General features: G+C 36.7%; 15 protein-coding genes. 5 read left to right on the forward strand and 10 right to left on the reverse strand.

Features of this window, described 5'->3' with window-relative positions:
* The 6 genes from clpP to V4D30_RS06915 all read right to left on the reverse strand — a co-directional run bounded on the left by clpP (position 1) and on the right by V4D30_RS06915 (position 6,140).
* The gene (gene clpP, locus V4D30_RS06890; RefSeq protein ID WP_353683585.1) at positions 1–588 is read right to left on the reverse strand and encodes an ATP-dependent Clp endopeptidase proteolytic subunit ClpP; all 588 of its coding nucleotides are present in this window, start codon (positions 586–588) and stop codon (positions 1–3) included.
* Positions 585–1,820 carry a trigger factor gene (gene tig / locus V4D30_RS06895; protein ID WP_353683586.1) on the reverse strand — a complete coding sequence of 412 codons (1,236 nt, stop codon included), beginning with the start codon at positions 1,818–1,820 and terminating at the stop codon, positions 585–587. Before tig ends, clpP begins: the two co-directional genes overlap by 4 nt.
* 55 nt (positions 1,821–1,875) lie before the next feature.
* Positions 1,876–2,406, reverse strand: coding sequence for a DUF4416 family protein (locus V4D30_RS06900; protein WP_353683587.1), 531 nt, complete (start codon positions 2,404–2,406; stop codon positions 1,876–1,878).
* A complete protein-coding gene (locus tag V4D30_RS06905) occupies positions 2,406–2,930 on the reverse strand; it encodes a TlpA disulfide reductase family protein (protein ID WP_353683588.1) in 525 nt (174 codons plus the stop codon). The genes V4D30_RS06900 and V4D30_RS06905 overlap by 1 nt, the downstream gene beginning before the upstream one ends.
* 8 nt (positions 2,931–2,938) lie before the next feature.
* Positions 2,939–5,389, reverse strand: coding sequence for an ATP-dependent Clp protease ATP-binding subunit (locus V4D30_RS06910; protein WP_353683589.1), 2,451 nt, complete (start codon positions 5,387–5,389; stop codon positions 2,939–2,941).
* Between the two features lie 88 nt (positions 5,390–5,477).
* A complete protein-coding gene (locus V4D30_RS06915) occupies positions 5,478–6,140 on the reverse strand; it encodes a DUF1828 domain-containing protein (protein WP_353683590.1) in 663 nt (220 codons plus the stop codon).
* A 68-nt stretch (positions 6,141–6,208) separates the two neighbouring features.
* Here V4D30_RS06915 and V4D30_RS06920 point away from each other — a divergent pair, with 68 nt between their 5' ends.
* The 3 genes from V4D30_RS06920 to V4D30_RS06930 are packed head-to-tail and all read left to right on the forward strand — an operon-like array spanning position 6,209 to position 9,684.
* Entirely contained in the window at positions 6,209–7,441 is a 1,233-nt protein-coding gene (locus V4D30_RS06920) for a DUF1015 domain-containing protein (RefSeq protein ID WP_353683591.1), read from the forward strand.
* 13 nt (positions 7,442–7,454) lie between these two features.
* Positions 7,455–8,459 carry a type I glyceraldehyde-3-phosphate dehydrogenase gene (gene gap, locus V4D30_RS06925; RefSeq protein WP_353683592.1) on the forward strand — a complete coding sequence of 335 codons (1,005 nt, stop codon included), beginning with the start codon at positions 7,455–7,457 and terminating at the stop codon, positions 8,457–8,459.
* A gap of 10 nt (positions 8,460–8,469) precedes the next feature.
* Positions 8,470–9,684 carry a phosphoglycerate kinase gene (locus V4D30_RS06930; protein WP_353683593.1) on the forward strand — a complete coding sequence of 405 codons (1,215 nt, stop codon included), beginning with the start codon at positions 8,470–8,472 and terminating at the stop codon, positions 9,682–9,684.
* Here the strand turns inward: V4D30_RS06930 and speE are convergent.
* Positions 9,681–10,580 carry a polyamine aminopropyltransferase gene (speE, locus tag V4D30_RS06935; RefSeq protein WP_353683594.1) on the reverse strand — a complete coding sequence of 300 codons (900 nt, stop codon included), beginning with the start codon at positions 10,578–10,580 and terminating at the stop codon, positions 9,681–9,683. The genes V4D30_RS06930 and speE overlap by 4 nt on opposite strands.
* The gene (gene speD / locus V4D30_RS06940) at positions 10,555–10,962 is read right to left on the reverse strand and encodes an adenosylmethionine decarboxylase (RefSeq protein WP_353683595.1); all 408 of its coding nucleotides are present in this window, start codon (positions 10,960–10,962) and stop codon (positions 10,555–10,557) included. Before speD ends, speE begins: the two co-directional genes overlap by 26 nt.
* 449 nt (positions 10,963–11,411) lie before the next feature.
* Here speD and V4D30_RS06945 point away from each other — a divergent pair, with 449 nt between their 5' ends.
* Both V4D30_RS06945 and V4D30_RS06950 read left to right on the forward strand, forming a co-directional pair.
* Positions 11,412–13,154 carry a putative sulfate exporter family transporter gene (locus V4D30_RS06945; protein ID WP_353683596.1) on the forward strand — a complete coding sequence of 581 codons (1,743 nt, stop codon included), beginning with the start codon at positions 11,412–11,414 and terminating at the stop codon, positions 13,152–13,154.
* 13 nt (positions 13,155–13,167) lie between these two features.
* Positions 13,168–13,332: a hypothetical protein gene (locus V4D30_RS06950; protein ID WP_353683597.1), complete on the forward strand. Its 165-nt coding sequence runs from the start codon at positions 13,168–13,170 to the stop codon at positions 13,330–13,332.
* Positions 13,333–13,386: 54 nt separating this feature from the next.
* Here the strand turns inward: V4D30_RS06950 and V4D30_RS06955 are convergent, their stop codons facing one another.
* Both V4D30_RS06955 and atpD read right to left on the reverse strand, forming a co-directional pair.
* Positions 13,387–13,809, reverse strand: coding sequence for a F0F1 ATP synthase subunit epsilon (locus V4D30_RS06955; protein WP_353683598.1), 423 nt, complete (start codon positions 13,807–13,809; stop codon positions 13,387–13,389).
* 16 nt (positions 13,810–13,825) lie between these two features.
* Positions 13,826–15,247 (reverse strand): F0F1 ATP synthase subunit beta, encoded by a 1,422-nt coding sequence (gene atpD / locus V4D30_RS06960; RefSeq protein WP_353683599.1) that lies wholly within the window; start codon positions 15,245–15,247, stop codon positions 13,826–13,828.
* Between the last annotated feature and the right edge of the window lie 20 nt (positions 15,248–15,267).

The raw sequence follows: 15,267 nt of genomic DNA on the forward strand, positions 1-15,267 counted from the left end.
TTACTTTTTTATTGATGTAATGACTTCATCAACAATTCCGTAATTTTTTGCTTCTTCAGCGGACATGAAAAAGTCTCTTTCCGTATCCTTCTGTATTTTTTCAATTGGCTGTCCTGTGTGTTTTGCTAAGATATTATTTAGTAAATCCTTCATCTTTAAAATCTCCCTTGCATGAATCTCCACATCAGTTGCCTGCCCATAAAATCCACCAATTGGCTGATGAATCATAACTCTTGAATGAGGAAGAGCAAACCTTTTACCTTTTGTACCTGCTGCAAGAAGAACGCATGCCATTGAAGAAGCCTGCCCGATGCAGTAAGTGGCAATATCGGGTTTTACGTACTGCATTGTGTCATAAATTGCAAGCCCGCTTGATACCATACCTCCCGGTGAGTTTATGTAAATATGAATGTCTTTTTCCGGATCCTCGGTCTGAAGGAAAAGCAACTGTGCTATTACAACATTAGCAACCTGATCATTTATCTCAGTACCAATGAATATAATTCTATCCTTTAGGAGTCTTGAATATATATCATAAACTCTCTCGGTTCTTCCAGTCTGTTCTATTACTATCGGAACAATGCTCATGCTTCCTCCTGTTTTTTAATCTTATTTGATTTCTGTAAAAGTATGTCAAAAACCTTTCTTTCAAAAATACTGTTCTGCAGTGCCTCTAAAGAACCATCCCTTGACATGTAATACTGAATGACTCCCTTTGGAGTTATACTGTATCTTCTTGAAATATTTATAATTTCCTGTTTAATCTCTTCTTCTGAAACAGTAACTCCCTCTTTCTCACCTATGGCTTCAAGAAGAATATAGGCTTTAACATTTCTTTTTGCCCTTTCTGAGATTTTATCCATATGTTGTGTTATATCAAGCCCCAATGATTCGTATTCCTCTGTTATTCTTTTCATTTCCATCTCCACAAGACCCTCTGGAAGTTCAAACTCATGAGTATCAAGAAGTTTTTTAAGTATATCATACTTTTGTTTTTCCAGAACCTGTTCTTTTTTATTATTTTCAAGTCTTTGTCTTATATGGTTTTTAAATTCATCAGGATTGTCAAACCCAAACTCTTTATGAATTTCTTCATAGGGGATGTTCTGTTTTCTTTTGATTTCTTTTAGTGTAATATCAAAATTAACTTTTTTACCTGCGAAATCAGCAATTGAGTCTTCCGGAAAATCAATGGTCACATTGAAAGTTTCTCCTTTTTTCTTGCCTTCTATTGCCTTTGAAAACTCCTCTGGGAAAGGTCCAGCACCAAGCTTATAAACAAAGTCCTCTGCTTGTTTTCCAATGTCTGTTTTATAATCAATAACTACGAGATCTTCAGCCTGAGCAGGCTCATCTGTTGGTTCATAACTTCCTCTTTCTTCGCATAATCTTTCAATAACCTCTTCAATCTCTTCATCTTTCACTTCTGCCTGAATCTCTTCTACCTCTATGTTTTCATAATTAAGATTTTCAATCTCTGGCCTTACCTCAACAATTAATTCAAAATAAAGAGGCTCCTTCCTCCTTATATCAATGGCATCTTCAGCTATAGGAGGAAGAAGAGGTTTTAAATTAGCCTCTTTAATTGCTTTTTTGTAAGATTCAGAAACAAGCCTTTCAAGTACCTCTGATGTGGCATCTTGTCCAAATTTTTTCTCAATAATTGAAAGTGGAGCTTTTCCTGGTCTGAAACCAGGAATTTTTGCCTCCCTTTGAATCTCCTTTAATGCCTTTTGAATCTCTTCTTCAACTACATCTGCTGGTATTTCAAATTTCAGTCTTTTTTTTGTCGCTGAAATATCCTCAATTCCTTTTAACACATTCCCTCCTTGCGTATGATTTTAATTTAAGTTTAAAAGTCAGGCTGAGTTTTTGTCAATTTTTAGGAAGCAACAAATCCTTATAAATAGCTCTTGCAAGATTAAAAAGTTTTATGTATTCCTCTTCTGCATAATCTCTGTATGTGTTTATGTTTGGTCTGAAAGAATTATCTTTAAAAATCAATGTAACTTCAGCATAAATTCCTTCACCAATATAAATCCTGTGTGAGTAGTCCTTTGTGGTTGCAAGAACAAGCTTTGCAAGTCCTATGTAACCGGGGTCAAGATTAATCTGTCTTTTTCCATCTCGTGAAAGTTTCTCTTCAATCTGATTTGTTTGAATTTTTATTTGAGCAATATCGCCTTCAGAAACTAAATTTTTAAAGAAAATGAATCTTCTCAGAATTGGGCTACCAAGTTCTGGAGTATAGTAATCTGAATAATTCCAATATCTCGGACTTGACTCTAAGATTATTTCGCCGAATTTTTCTTCCAGGATTTTTCTTGCCCTGTAGTATACCTCTTTATCCTTGAAAAGCGTTCCAATAAATAGCAAAACCTTTTTTGGCTGACTAGGTTTACCCATTAAGATAATACTTGTCTTAGATGAGGAACTATGTGAGGATTGCTCCAGTCAACAGGACCAATTATTTTGTGCCTTAATATTCCTTTTTTATCTATGAGAAATGTTTCAGGAACTCCCTTTATTCCATAAATGATTGATGTAACTTCATCATCAATAAGCACAGGGAAAGTAAAACCCTCTTTTTTTGCCATTTCACTGGCAGTTAATGGATTATCCTTGTAAAGAACTGTAAGAAATATAAGGTCATCGGAAGCTCCATTTTTATTTAAATAATCCTGTATTGACTTTTTCTCTACTTTACAGTCATTGCACCATGATGCCCAGAAGTTGAGAATCACAATTTTACCTTTTAAGTCTTTGAGACTCCATTTTTTACCATTAATATCCTTGAGCTCAAAATCAGGTGCAGGAAGTCCAATCTGTGCATTTTCTTTTATAGAAGTCTTGCCTTTTTTTAATAAAATACTTCCTGTAACAATCAAGGCAAGCAAAATAAATAAAATTAAAAATACATTCTTTTTCATCACTCACCTCAATTAACAGATGCTGTTACTTCTTCAGCAACTTCTTTAAACTCTATCTGATTGTTATTTAGCTCAACTTTTATAAAGCTTGCTCCTTTAAAGTTACCCTTCAGAATCTCCTCTGAAAGTGGGTCTTCTATTTCTTTTGCAATAGCTCTTCTCATTGGTCTTGCACCGTAAGCTGGCTGATAATATTTATTCAAAATCCAATGTTTTACTTCATCAGAAACAGCAATAACAAAACCGTATTCTGCAAGTTTTTTATTTGTTTCTGCAATTAAAAGATCAATAATAGCAAGTAAATGGGACTCTTCAAGGGGATGGAATACCACAATGTCATCAACTCGGTTCAGAAATTCAGGATTAAAGGTCTTTTTAAGTTCATCAAACACACTGTCTTTGATTTTCTGATATATGTCAGTACTCCGAGATTTGTGAAAACCAAGAGGTGTGGATTTTTCAATCAATCTTGCTCCTATATTGGATGTCATTATTATAATCGTATTTCTGAAATCAACCTTTCTTCCAAAACTATCAGTAAGAACGCCTTCATCAAGTATCTGCAGCAACAGATTAAACACATCAGGATGAGCTTTTTCAATCTCATCAAATAAAACAACAGAATAAGGTCTTTTACGAATTCTTTCTGTAAGCTGCCCTCCTTCTTCATAACCAACATAGCCAGGAGGTGCTCCTATGAGTTTTGATACATTGAATTTTTCCATATACTCGGACATGTCAAACTTTACTAATGCATTGTCATCATTGAACATGAACTCTGCCAGAACCTTTGCAAGTTCTGTTTTGCCAACTCCTGTGGGACCTAAAAAGAAAAATGAACCAATGGGCCTGTTTTTTGTTTTCAATCCTGCACGAGAACGTCTTATTGCCTTGCAAACACTTTTTATTGCCTCATCCTGTCCTACAATTCTTTGATGTAGAATTTCCTCCATATGAAGCAGTTTTTCAGACTCTGTCTGTTCAAGTTTATAAAGTGGGATACCTGTCATCTTGGAAACAGTATATGAGACATCCTCTGCTGTAACAAGAGGAACTTCTTTATGTATTGAGTCTTTCCATTTTTTGTAATTAGCTTCATAAATTCTTTTTAGTTTTTCCTCTTCATATTTTGCCTTCTGTGCTGCAGTTAGATCGTGAAGCTTTATATATAAAGACTTTTCTTTGGCAATTCTGGCAAGCTCAAACTCAAGGTCTTTAAGTTCCTGAGGCATCACAGACCTTCTAAGTTTAATTCTTGAAGCAGTCTCATCAATAACATCTATTGCTTTGTCTGGTAAGAATCTGTCCGTAATGTATCTATCTGAAAGCTTTACAGCAGCTTCTACTGCCTCATCTGTAATTTTTACCCTGTGATGGGATTCATATTTTTCTCTTATTCCTTTTAAAATCGCAATTGTTACTTCAACAGTTGTTGGTTGAATGTATACAGGTTGAAATCTTCTTTCAAGAGCTCCATCTCTTTCTATGTATTTTCTGTATTCCTGAGGAGTGGTAGCACCAATACACTGCATTTCTCCTCTTGCCAGAGCAGGTTTTAACATGTTTGATGCATCAACAGAGCCTTCTGCTGCACCTGCTCCAATTATTGTGTGAAGCTCGTCAATGAACAAAATAATGTTGTCTGATTGAGTTGCCTCTCTTATTACTGCTTTGAGTCGCTCTTCAAACTGCCCTCTGTATTTTGTTCCCGCAATCAATGCTCCAAGATCAAGAGCAATAATTCTTTTACCAAGTAAAATATCAGGCACATCTCCCTCAATAATTTTCTGAGCAAGACCTTCCACTATTGCTGTTTTTCCAACTCCTGGTTCACCGATTATCACAGGATTATTTTTAATTCTTCTTCCAAGAATCTGAATGACCCTTTCTATCTCATCTTCTCTTCCGATCACAGGATCAAGTTTGCCTTCAATAGCAAACAAAGTGAGGTCTCTTCCAAATTCATCAAGGGCTGGAGTATTTGTTCTTCTTTTTTCTTTCTGAGGTGTAGTCTGAAAATGAGGTCTTATTGAAAAGTTAATAGTCAATTGTCTTGCACCCAAAAGATTAATTCCAAAACTTCTCAAAATTTTACCTGCAATTCCTTCTTCTTCTTTAATTAAACCAAGAAAGAGATGTTCACTGCCGATATAGGGATGTCCTAAAAGTCTTGCCTCTTCCACTGCATTTTCAAGAACCTTTTTCGCTCTTGGAGAAAATGGTATTTCTCCATAAGTAAGGAGATTGCCTTCAGTGTTTATTCTTTTTTCAATTTCATATCGGACATTTTCAGGAGAAATTCCGATTTTTCGGAGTATAGCCACTGGAATGGAATCTTCTTCTCTTAAAATTGCAAGAAGTAGATGTTCTGTATCAAGAAACTCGCTATTTCTTTTTTCTGCTTCTTCTCTGGCGTAGAGAATTATTTTACGGCCCTTTTCTGTAAACTTCTCAAACATTTTAAAGCTCCTGTAAAAGTTTTTTTAGTTTCTAAAATCAATATTAATTTTTTTGCCTGTTTTGTGTCAACCTAAAAGAATAAACCTTTTACATTAAATAAAATAAATACACTGCAGAAACAAACTGGACAAACTTATAAAAGTTTTGAGAAAGCTCTTCAGGCGTTGAATCAAGAAACATCTCTTCTTCTTTAATTTCTATGCCCAATCTTTTTGCAGCAAAAACTACCCGCTCTCTCTGACCTCTTTCATGAGGACGAAAACTTCTGAGTATCAATCCGTCATCACTGAAAAAATAATCTCCTGTGTCTTTTTTTCTTAATATTACTTTAATTGCTTTTAATTCCTTACCAGCAATGGGAATAGTCAAAACGCAGGCACCTTCAGCTGTTATCCTGTATTGCAAAGAGGAGGCTAAAAATTCTATAAAATCATTAAAAATCTTTTCAACTTCCTCAGATTCTATTGGTTCTGCTGTAGCCATCAAACTGCCAAATAAAAATTCTTTAATAAAATTTTCTGTCTCTTCTTTTATCTGCATGTCATCAGGAGCATCACTCCACAATATTCTACAGGACCTGAATACAGGACTATAAATTATCTCTCCATAAGCAAGTTTTTCATTCAGTTGAAGATCAAAGGGCAAAGAAATTGTTGTTTTATCCTTTGTAATTTTTCTTCTGTCACGGTAAAATGTTATTCTTGTTTTTCCAATTTTTGGAAGAAAAACTGTTTTTGTAATAAGATTCATGAAAAACAATATAACATATTTTACTACTGTTGAGCTATAATAACTGTAAATGTTATCATAAAACCTATATGACTGTAATCAAACCTTTTAAGGGAATTGTTTACAACCCTGAAAAAATATGTGGAGATGATGTCATGTGCCCTCCATATGATATCATCTCCGATGAACTTAAAGATGTTCTTTACAATAAAAGCCCTTATAACATAATAAGAATTGATTACGGAAAAAATTCACCAGGAATAAATAAATACAGCCTCGCAAAAGAATATCTGGATAGATGGCTTAGAGAAGCTATCCTCGTGCAGGATACAGAACCCTGCTTCTATGGTTATGAAATTCAGTATTCCTATAAAAATAAAAAGAAGATATTAAGAGGAATTATAGGCACTGTAAAGCTTGAAGAGCTTGGCAGAGGAATTTATCCCCATGAACAGACATATTCAAAACCTAAAACAGATAGATTAAATCTAATGAAAGCCTGTATGGCAAATACATCATTGATATTTTCTATTTATCGCTCAAAGGAAAGAATAACATCTCAAATACTTGAAAATCTTCAAAATCCCTATATTCAGGCAAAGGATTTAGATGGAAATATTCACAGACTGTTTAAAATAAATGACCAATCTCAAATAAAAAAAATAGTAGAAGAGTTTAATAACAAAGCCATATTTATCGCTGATGGTCATCATAGATATGAGGTTGCCCTGGAGTTTAAAAAACTGATGAGCGAAATCTATCCAGACATTGAAGACCCACCGTGGAATTATGTTCTTATGTTTCTGTCCAATATTGAAGATGATGGTTATCTAATTCTACCAACTCACAGACTTTTAAGCACTCCTTTACCTGTCAAGCAACAACTTGAAAAACATAATAATCTTTTCCATTTAGTTGAATTCAATAAAAATGACGATATTCAGGAAGCAATTGAAAGAATGGGGAGTAAAAATATCGGAGTTTATTTTAAGGATAACAAATTCTATATCCTTCAATATAAAGGCTCATCCCTTGAGCATTTACCTGAAGAGTTAAGAGATCTTGATGTTACCATTCTTGAAGAAATAATTCTAAAAGAAATATTTCCTCAGAAAGAAGTCTGTTATGATATAGATATAGAAAAAGGCATAAAAATGGTTAAAGAAGGAAAATGTGACGCAATTTTTATACTTAGAGCAACAAAGGTAGAGGAGATAGAACGAGTTGCCCTCGCAGGACTTAGAATGCCGCCAAAATCCACATATTTCTATCCGAAACTTCTTACAGGAATGATTATTAACAGTTTTAGAGAAAATTTTTAATGGAGGGTTTAATATGGCGTTAAAAGTCGGCATTAATGGTTTTGGCAGAATTGGAAGACTTTTTTTCCGTGCTTCCTACGGTTATCCAGAAATCGAAATCGTTGCAATTAATGACCTTACAGATGCATATACTCTTGCTCATCTACTTCAGTATGACTCTGTTCATGGAAAGTTTAAGGGAAATGTAAAAGCTCAAGGAAGTAATATCGTGGTTGATGGAAAAGAAATTCAGGTTTTTGCTGAAACAGACCCTCAAAAACTTCCATGGCAAGATTTAAAAGTTGATGTTGTCATTGAATCAACAGGAAGATTTACAGACAGAGCAGGAGCATCCAGACACCTGCAGGCTGGTGCAAGATGGGTGATAATTACAGCACCTGCCAAGGAAGAGGATATTACAGTTGTGATGGGAGTTAATCATCATCTTATTGATCCAGCACAGCATAAAATAATATCTAATGCTTCATGTACCACCAATTGTCTTGCTCCTGTAGCAAAGGTTCTTCATGAGCATTTTGGGATTGAAAAAGGTTTTGCCACAACTGTTCATGCCTACACAAATGACCAGAGAATCCTGGACCTTCCTCATAAGGACTTAAGAAGAGCGAGAGCTGCTGCTGTTTCAATAATTCCTACCACAACAGGTGCTGCAAAAGCTGTAGGGAAGGTTCTTCCAGAACTTAAAGGAAAGCTTGATGGAGTGGCAATAAGAGTTCCAACTCCTAATGTTTCAATGGTTGATTTTGTAGCTCTTCTTAGTAAAGATACTACAGAGTCTGATATTAACGAAACACTGAAAAAAGCATCCCAGGAGTATCTTAAAGGAATTTTATACTATGTTGAAGAGCCTCTGGTCTCTATTGATTTCAACGACTCACCATATTCATCAATTGTTGATGGACTTCTTACAAAGGTTATAGAAGGAAGACTCGCTAAAGTAATCTCATGGTACGACAATGAATATGGATATAGTTGCAGAGTAAGAGACCTTGTTCTTTATTTAATGGAAAAAATTTAAGGAGGACAGGATGGCACCATTTAATAACTCTTTTGATAAAATGACGATTGAGGATTTGCCTGTAAAAGGAAAAAGAGTTTTTATCAGGGCTGACTTCAATGTTCCCCTTGATGCAAATTTAATGATAACTGATGACAGACGAATTCGTTCAACCCTGCCAACTATAAACTATGCCATTGACGAAGGAGCTAAAGTAATTTTAGCTTCCCATCTTGGCAGACCTAAAGGAAAAGTTGATCCAAAACTTTCTCTGGCACCTGTAGCAAGAAGACTTCAAAGATTGCTTAACAAAGAAGTAATTTTTGCTCCTGACTGCATTGGACCTCAGGTGGAACAACTTGTCTCAAAAATGAAGGAAGGAGATGTGCTGCTCCTTGAAAATCTAAGATTTCACATTGAAGAGGAGAAAAATGATGAAAAATTTGCCAGAGCTTTAGCCGCTTTAGCTGATTTTTATGTAAACGACGCTTTTGGTGCATCACACAGAGCTCATGCCTCAATTGTCGGTATTCCCAAATTCATTCCCTCTGCTGCAGGGTTTTTACTTAAAAAGGAGATTGAATACCTGAAAGGCGCAGTGGAGTCTCCAATAAGACCCTTTGTTGTAATACTTGGCGGAGCAAAGGTTGGAGGCAAAATTGGAGTACTTGAAAATCTTGCAGATAAAGCAGATAAAGTCATAGTTGGTGGAGGTATGGCTTTTACATTTGTAAAAGCCATGGGACATGAAGTGGGAGACAGTCTTGTTGAACCAGATATGATAGACTTTGCCCTTAAAATTATGGAAAAACTTCGCAAAAATAAAGTTAAATTTTATTTGCCTGTTGATGTTGTTATTGCTCAAAGTATAGAGCATGGAGCAGAAACAAAAATTGTTCCTGTTCAGGAAATACCACAGGGCTGGAGAGCACTTGATATAGGCCCTGCTTCAGTAAAGCTTTTTACTGAAGCACTACAGGATGCAAAAACTATTTTGTGGAATGGACCAATGGGGGTTTTTGAAATAGACGCATTTTCAAGGGGAACTTTTTCAATTGCCCATGCCGTTGCTGACTCTTATGCTTTTACAATAGTTGGCGGTGGAGATACAGATTATGCAGTACATAAAGCAGGCGTAAGTGATGCTATTTCATTCATCTCAACTGGTGGTGGTGCTGCATTACAACTTCTTGAAGGTAAAGAGTTACCCGGGCTTTCAGTACTGCCTTCTAAGAAAAAAGATTAATAAAAAGAAAGAGGGGAGTCATCATGAATGACTACCCCTTGTGTTTCAATAGCTTTTTTAATGTGCTTTGGGAGACAAAACATTGCAGTATGTGCATCTATATCGTAAAATTTTAAACTATCCTCAATTAAAACAATTTTTTCATTTATTTTTCTCATAGAGTCTTCAGGATTTATGTTTTTTGAAACAAGAACAAAACCCCACGGAGCAAAAAAAGAAGGAATATAAGCAATGTAAGGCTTTACATAGGGAAATACTTGCTTAAGAGTAGTAACAATTGAAACAAAAACTTTTAGATTATTCACAGAAGTGGAGGCAGATTGGGTTACCATCATCCCCTTTTCTGTAAGGGCTTCCTTAACTTTTTCATAAAACTCTTTTGTATAAAGAAGATACGCAGGTCCTCCTTCTGCTGGTTCTGGCAAATCTATTATTATTACATCAAAGTAGTTTTTCGTTCTTTCAATATAAGTTCTTGCATCATCTATAACCAACCTGACCCTCGGATCATCAAAAGCGCCATTATGCCATTCTGGAAGATATCTCTTAGCAGTTTTAATAACTGATTCATCAAGCTCAACCATCACAACCTCTTTAACAGGATACTTTAAGACCTCTCTTAAAGTAGCTCCTTCTCCACCACCTGCAATAAGAACCCTTTCTACTGACTCACTTAAAAGCATAATCGGATGAACCAGTGCTTCGTGATAAATAAACTCATCAGCCTCAGCAGACTGCATTTTACCATCAAGAAGAAGACATCTGCCAAGATTACCAGAATAAATGACTTCAATTCTTTGATAAGGAGATATTTCAGAATATATAATCTCCTTCAGAGAATGAAGTATAATCTCATCCTCTGATGTCTGCTCAATATACCATTTGCAATTCTTCATGACATACCTTATGTGGTAATTTCTCGTTTTTGTAAGAAATTATACCTCTTTTCATTTCAACAATTGACGGAGATTCACATTCAAAGGCTTCTATAATGTATTGAGCTGCAATCTCTGGCTTTATAGTATCTCCACAGGTAAATACATCCACTGCAGCAAAACCATACTCTGGCCATGTATGAATTGTAAGATGTGACTCAGCAATAACTACTACTCCACTAATACCAAAGGGATTAAATTCATGGAAGTTTACATTAATGATTGTTGCATTTGCTTTTTTTGCAGCATCTACAAGAATTTTTTTGACGCTTTCGAGATCTTTGAGGATCTCGGGATTGCAATTTTTTAATTCAATTAAAAGATGGGTCCCTAAAGCATACAATTTTTCGACCTCCTCCCACAGAGATGAAAACAGGGACAAAGCCCCTGCAAACTTTATATATTAAAGCAAAAAAAAATTTTTTGTCAAACAATTTTTGTCCTATGCTTTTAAAACTCAAAAATGCTTTTCGTATGCTTGAGACGATAGCCTGTAGCCTCTGCTAACCTTTGTGATGATAAAATCGTTAAACAGGTTATTCATAACGATGCCTTCACTCAAGACAGCTTTTCAACTCTATTGTTACCTTAAAGTAACAGAAGGGATATAAAAAATGTTACCAAATGGTAACCCAAATATAAAAAACCCTTTGATTTTTCTACTTTTATATCTGGTATGTAATTTGCTCCCTTTGAAACGAACAAAATGATCCTCAGGAGAGGAGGTGAGAGAAGAGTTTTTTTCCCTTTTTGTAAATTTTTTGCAAAAAATCTTAGAAAGGAGGTTGAAGTATGGAGGAAAAAAAGAAAGGTGTTAGTGAAGACTGGTTAGCTTTCTGGTTGGCAATTGTTATCTTCCTTATCTCTCTTCTTGCTTACACAGGAATTGATCCTCTTGGATGGGTTGTGAGCACACAAGAATGGACAGATTCAAGTAAGGCGATGGCTCCAACAGGAAAAGTTTATCAGAGTCTGAAGGGGGAAATTACCAAGATTGACGGAAACAAGCTCACCATTAAGAAAGCTGATGGAAAGGAAGAAACTGTAACTGTTGCAGATCCAACGAAATACAAAGTGGGTGATACTTACGAAAAGAAAGGGCTTTCAGGCTTTGCATCTCTTGTGCTTACCTATATCTTTATGGCAGTTGTCTTTACAATTGGAGCAGCATTGATGCGAGCTAACATAGTAAAATTCAACATAGGCTTCTTCTTTGTCTTCTGGCTGAGTTACCTATGTTGGTTTATTGGGCACTATGCCTATTTTGCAGCAACAGATGCTAAAAAATTCAATATTCCGTGGTCATTGAAACTTACAGGTGAAGGTGGCTTTATATTTGCACTTTTACTTGGTTTGATAGTTGGCAACTTCTTCAGAGGCTTTGCAAAATTCATTGGTGAGGCATTAAAGCCAGAGTTCTACATTAAAACTGCTATTGGTTTGATGGGTGCGTTACTGGGATTGAAAGCTGCACAATCATTTGGACTTGCTCAAGCAGTTCTTTTTAGAGGACTCTGTGCTATAATTGAAGCCTATCTCGTTTACTGGGCATTGGTTTACTTTATTGCAAGAAAGTGGTTTAAGTTCAGTAAAGAATGGGCAGCTCCACTGGCATCAGGTATTTCCATATGTGGTGTTTCTGCAGCTATTGCAACAGGTGGAGCAATCAAGGCAAGACCTGTTGTTCCCATTATGGTCAGTTCCCTTGTTGTTATATTTGCCGTTGTTGAGCTTATTATTCTGCCATTCTTTGCACAGGCTTTCCTATGGAAAGAGCCAATGGTTGCAGGCGCATGGATGGGACTGGCAGTAAAAACAGACGGTGCAGCCTTTGCATCCGGTGCAGTTGTTGATGCCTTAATAAGAGCAAAGGCTGAGACAGCTGCTGGAATTAAGTATGAGCCAGGATGGATGTTGATGGCAGCCTCAACGACAAAGCTATTTATTGACATATTTATCAGTATATGGGCATTTATTCTTGCCTATATCTGGTGTGCAAGAATTGAGTGCAGACCAGGGGAAAGAGTTTCTGCTGCAGAAATATGGAGAAGATTTCCAAAATTCGTTATGGCTTATGCTGTTACCTTTGTTGTTATTCTTCTCATTGCTATCCCATATGCTCCAAAAGTTGGTTCTGTTGAAGGAAAGGTTAACAAAATCAAGAAAGAGATTACAGCAATTGAAAAACAACTCCCTCAAGTTACAGATCCTGCTCAACAGGCAGCCTTAACAGCAAAGATTGATGAAAAGAAAAAGCAGATTCAAGACTTAGAAGCAACTGTAAAAGATGCAAAGAAAATTATTTCTCAAACATCAGTATCAACAGCAGGAACAAATGCCTTGAGAGTTCTCTTCTTCCTGATTACATTCTTTACCATTGGAGTAATGTCTGACTTCAGAAAACTCTGGGAAGAGGGAATTGGAAAGCTTGCACTTGTCTATCTTATATGTCTATTCGGTTTCATTCTCTGGATTGGATTGTTAATATCTTATATATTCTTCCACGGAGTAAAACCTCCGGTAATAACTGGTTAAGGGAGGTAAAAACATGTCAGAAGAAGCAAAACTCAAAGAAGAGCTTGAAAAAATGGAGTATGAGCCTCTACTTCCTATTGAAAAAAAGCTTATTGTATGGAGCATAGGTCTTGGAATAGTGTTATTGATTGTCCTTGTGTGGATAAGCTACACATTCTTCCCAGCATCCCACGGATAAAAATAAGAGGGGAGGGATTACCTCCCCTCTTATAAAAACCCATTCAAATGCTTTTTATCTTGGGATAAGTTTTGTAGCCAGTTGAATTCTTATGGTTGCTCTTTCTAATGCTGCCTGAGCCCTGGCAAGATCAATGTCTGTCTCGCCAGCCTGAGCTCTGCGAATTCTTTCCTCTGCACGGGCTAATGCTGCTTTTGCTCTTTCAATATCAATCTCCTCAACTCTCTCAGCACTTCCAACCAGTACCAGAACTCTGTCATTTAGCACTTCGCAGTATCCCCTATTAACGAAAAGATAATGCATCTGTCCATCTTTTTTGTATGAGAGAGAGCCTATCCTTATGGCTGTCATAAAGGCACAATGTCCCGGAAATACTCCAAAATCTCCTTCCACGCCAGTAGTATAGACTTCATCAACTTCTTCGTTTATTACTTCTCCATAGGGGGTTATAACTTCTAACTTCAATTTATCCGCCATTGTTCACTCCTTTAGTTTATACCTGTCTTGTATATCCCATCTTCTTGGCTTTTTCCTCAACTTCCTCAATCGGACCAACCATGTAAAATGCCTGTTCTGGCAGGTCATCATATTTACCATCAAGAATTGCTTTGAAGCCCTTTATCGTATCTTCAAGTTTTACATATTTTCCTGGTGTTCCTGTAAATGTTTCAGCAACATGGAATGGCTGACTGAGGAATCTCTGAAGCTTTCTTGCTCTTGCAACAGTGAGTTTGTCATCTTCAGAAAGTTCTTCAATTCCAAGAATTGCTATTATGTCCTGCAATTCTTTGTATCTCTGAAGAACTGCCTGAACACCTCTTGCAACCTGATAATGCTCCTCACCAATTATTCTTGGATCAAGAATTCGGCTTGTTGAATCCAGAGGATCAACAGCAGGATAAATTCCAAGCTCTGCAATCTGACGGGAAAGAACAACAGTTCCATCAAGGTGAGCAAAAACTGCTGCAACTGCAGGGTCTGTTAAGTCATCTGCAGGAACATAAATTGCCTGCATGGATGTGATTGAACCTTTTGCTGTTGTTGTAATCCTCTCCTGAAGAGCACCCATCTCTGTGGAAAGTGTTGGCTGATAACCCACTGCTGATGGCATTCTTCCAAGAAGTGCTGAAACCTCAGAACCTGCAAGAGTGTATCTGAAAATGTTATCTATAAATATGAGAACGTCCTGCCCCTGATCTCTGAAGTATTCTGCAACTGTAAGTGCCGTAAGAGCAACGCGTGCTCTAACTCCTGGAGGCTCATTCATCTGTCCATAAACAAGAGCAACCTGAGGCAAAACTCCTGAATGCTTCATTTCAAGATAAAGGTCATTTCCTTCACGGGTCCTCTCTCCAACACCTGCAAAAACTGAAACACCACCGTGTTTCATTGCGATATTGTGAATCATTTCCATAATGATGACTGTTTTGCCAACTCCTGCACCACCAAACATTCCCATTTTACCACCTCTGACGAATGGGACAAGGAGGTCAAAAACTTTAACACCTGTTTCAAACTGCTGAGTTGTTGGAGACTGGGCTGTAAAATCAGGAGCTGGAATATGAATTGGATAGTACTCATTAGCCTGAATTGGACCTATTTCATCAACAGGTTCACCAATAACATTTATAATTCTTCCAAGAACAGGCTTGCCAACAGGAACTTTAATTGGTGCACCTGTGTCAACAACCTTCATTCCTCTGACAAGTCCGTCTGTTGAACCCATAGCTATTGTTCTTACTCTATTTTCACCGAGATGCATGGCAACTTCCAGCGTTAGATGAATCTCTGGAATACCCTTCTGCGGATCACCAGGTTCATCTATTCTTAGAGCATTCAAAACTTCAGGCAACTGTCCTTCAAATTCACAGTCAACCACTGTTCCAATAACCTGTACTACTTTGCCTACGTTCATAATTTTTAAACCTCCTTTAT

Origin of the sequence: Thermodesulfovibrio sp. 3907-1M (assembly GCF_040450955.1) — a bacterium.
In the GTDB taxonomy this organism is placed as follows: domain Bacteria; phylum Nitrospirota; class Thermodesulfovibrionia; order Thermodesulfovibrionales; family Thermodesulfovibrionaceae; genus Thermodesulfovibrio; species Thermodesulfovibrio autotrophicus.

Excerpts from the sequence above, each read along its gene's own strand:
- V4D30_RS06910 (WP_353683589.1), bottom strand. The coding sequence starts at position 5,389 with ATGTTTGAGAAGTTTACAGAAAAGGGCCGTAAAATAATTCTCTACGCC.
- V4D30_RS06950 (WP_353683597.1), top strand. The coding sequence starts at position 13,168 with ATGTCAGAAGAAGCAAAACTCAAAGAAGAGCTTGAAAAAATGGAGTAT.
- atpD (WP_353683599.1), bottom strand. The coding sequence starts at position 15,247 with ATGAACGTAGGCAAAGTAGTACAGGTTATTGGAACAGTGGTTGACTGT.
- V4D30_RS06955 (WP_353683598.1), bottom strand. The coding sequence starts at position 13,809 with ATGGCGGATAAATTGAAGTTAGAAGTTATAACCCCCTATGGAGAAGTA.
- clpP (WP_353683585.1), bottom strand. The coding sequence starts at position 588 with ATGAGCATTGTTCCGATAGTAATAGAACAGACTGGAAGAACCGAGAGA.
- V4D30_RS06900 (WP_353683587.1), bottom strand. The coding sequence starts at position 2,406 with ATGGGTAAACCTAGTCAGCCAAAAAAGGTTTTGCTATTTATTGGAACG.
- V4D30_RS06920 (WP_353683591.1), top strand. The coding sequence starts at position 6,209 with ATGACTGTAATCAAACCTTTTAAGGGAATTGTTTACAACCCTGAAAAA.
- V4D30_RS06930 (WP_353683593.1), top strand. The coding sequence starts at position 8,470 with ATGGCACCATTTAATAACTCTTTTGATAAAATGACGATTGAGGATTTG.
- V4D30_RS06915 (WP_353683590.1), bottom strand. The coding sequence starts at position 6,140 with ATGAATCTTATTACAAAAACAGTTTTTCTTCCAAAAATTGGAAAAACA.
- V4D30_RS06945 (WP_353683596.1), top strand. The coding sequence starts at position 11,412 with ATGGAGGAAAAAAAGAAAGGTGTTAGTGAAGACTGGTTAGCTTTCTGG.
- V4D30_RS06905 (WP_353683588.1), bottom strand. The coding sequence starts at position 2,930 with ATGAAAAAGAATGTATTTTTAATTTTATTTATTTTGCTTGCCTTGATT.
- gap (WP_353683592.1), top strand. The coding sequence starts at position 7,455 with ATGGCGTTAAAAGTCGGCATTAATGGTTTTGGCAGAATTGGAAGACTT.
- speE (WP_353683594.1), bottom strand. The coding sequence starts at position 10,580 with ATGAAGAATTGCAAATGGTATATTGAGCAGACATCAGAGGATGAGATT.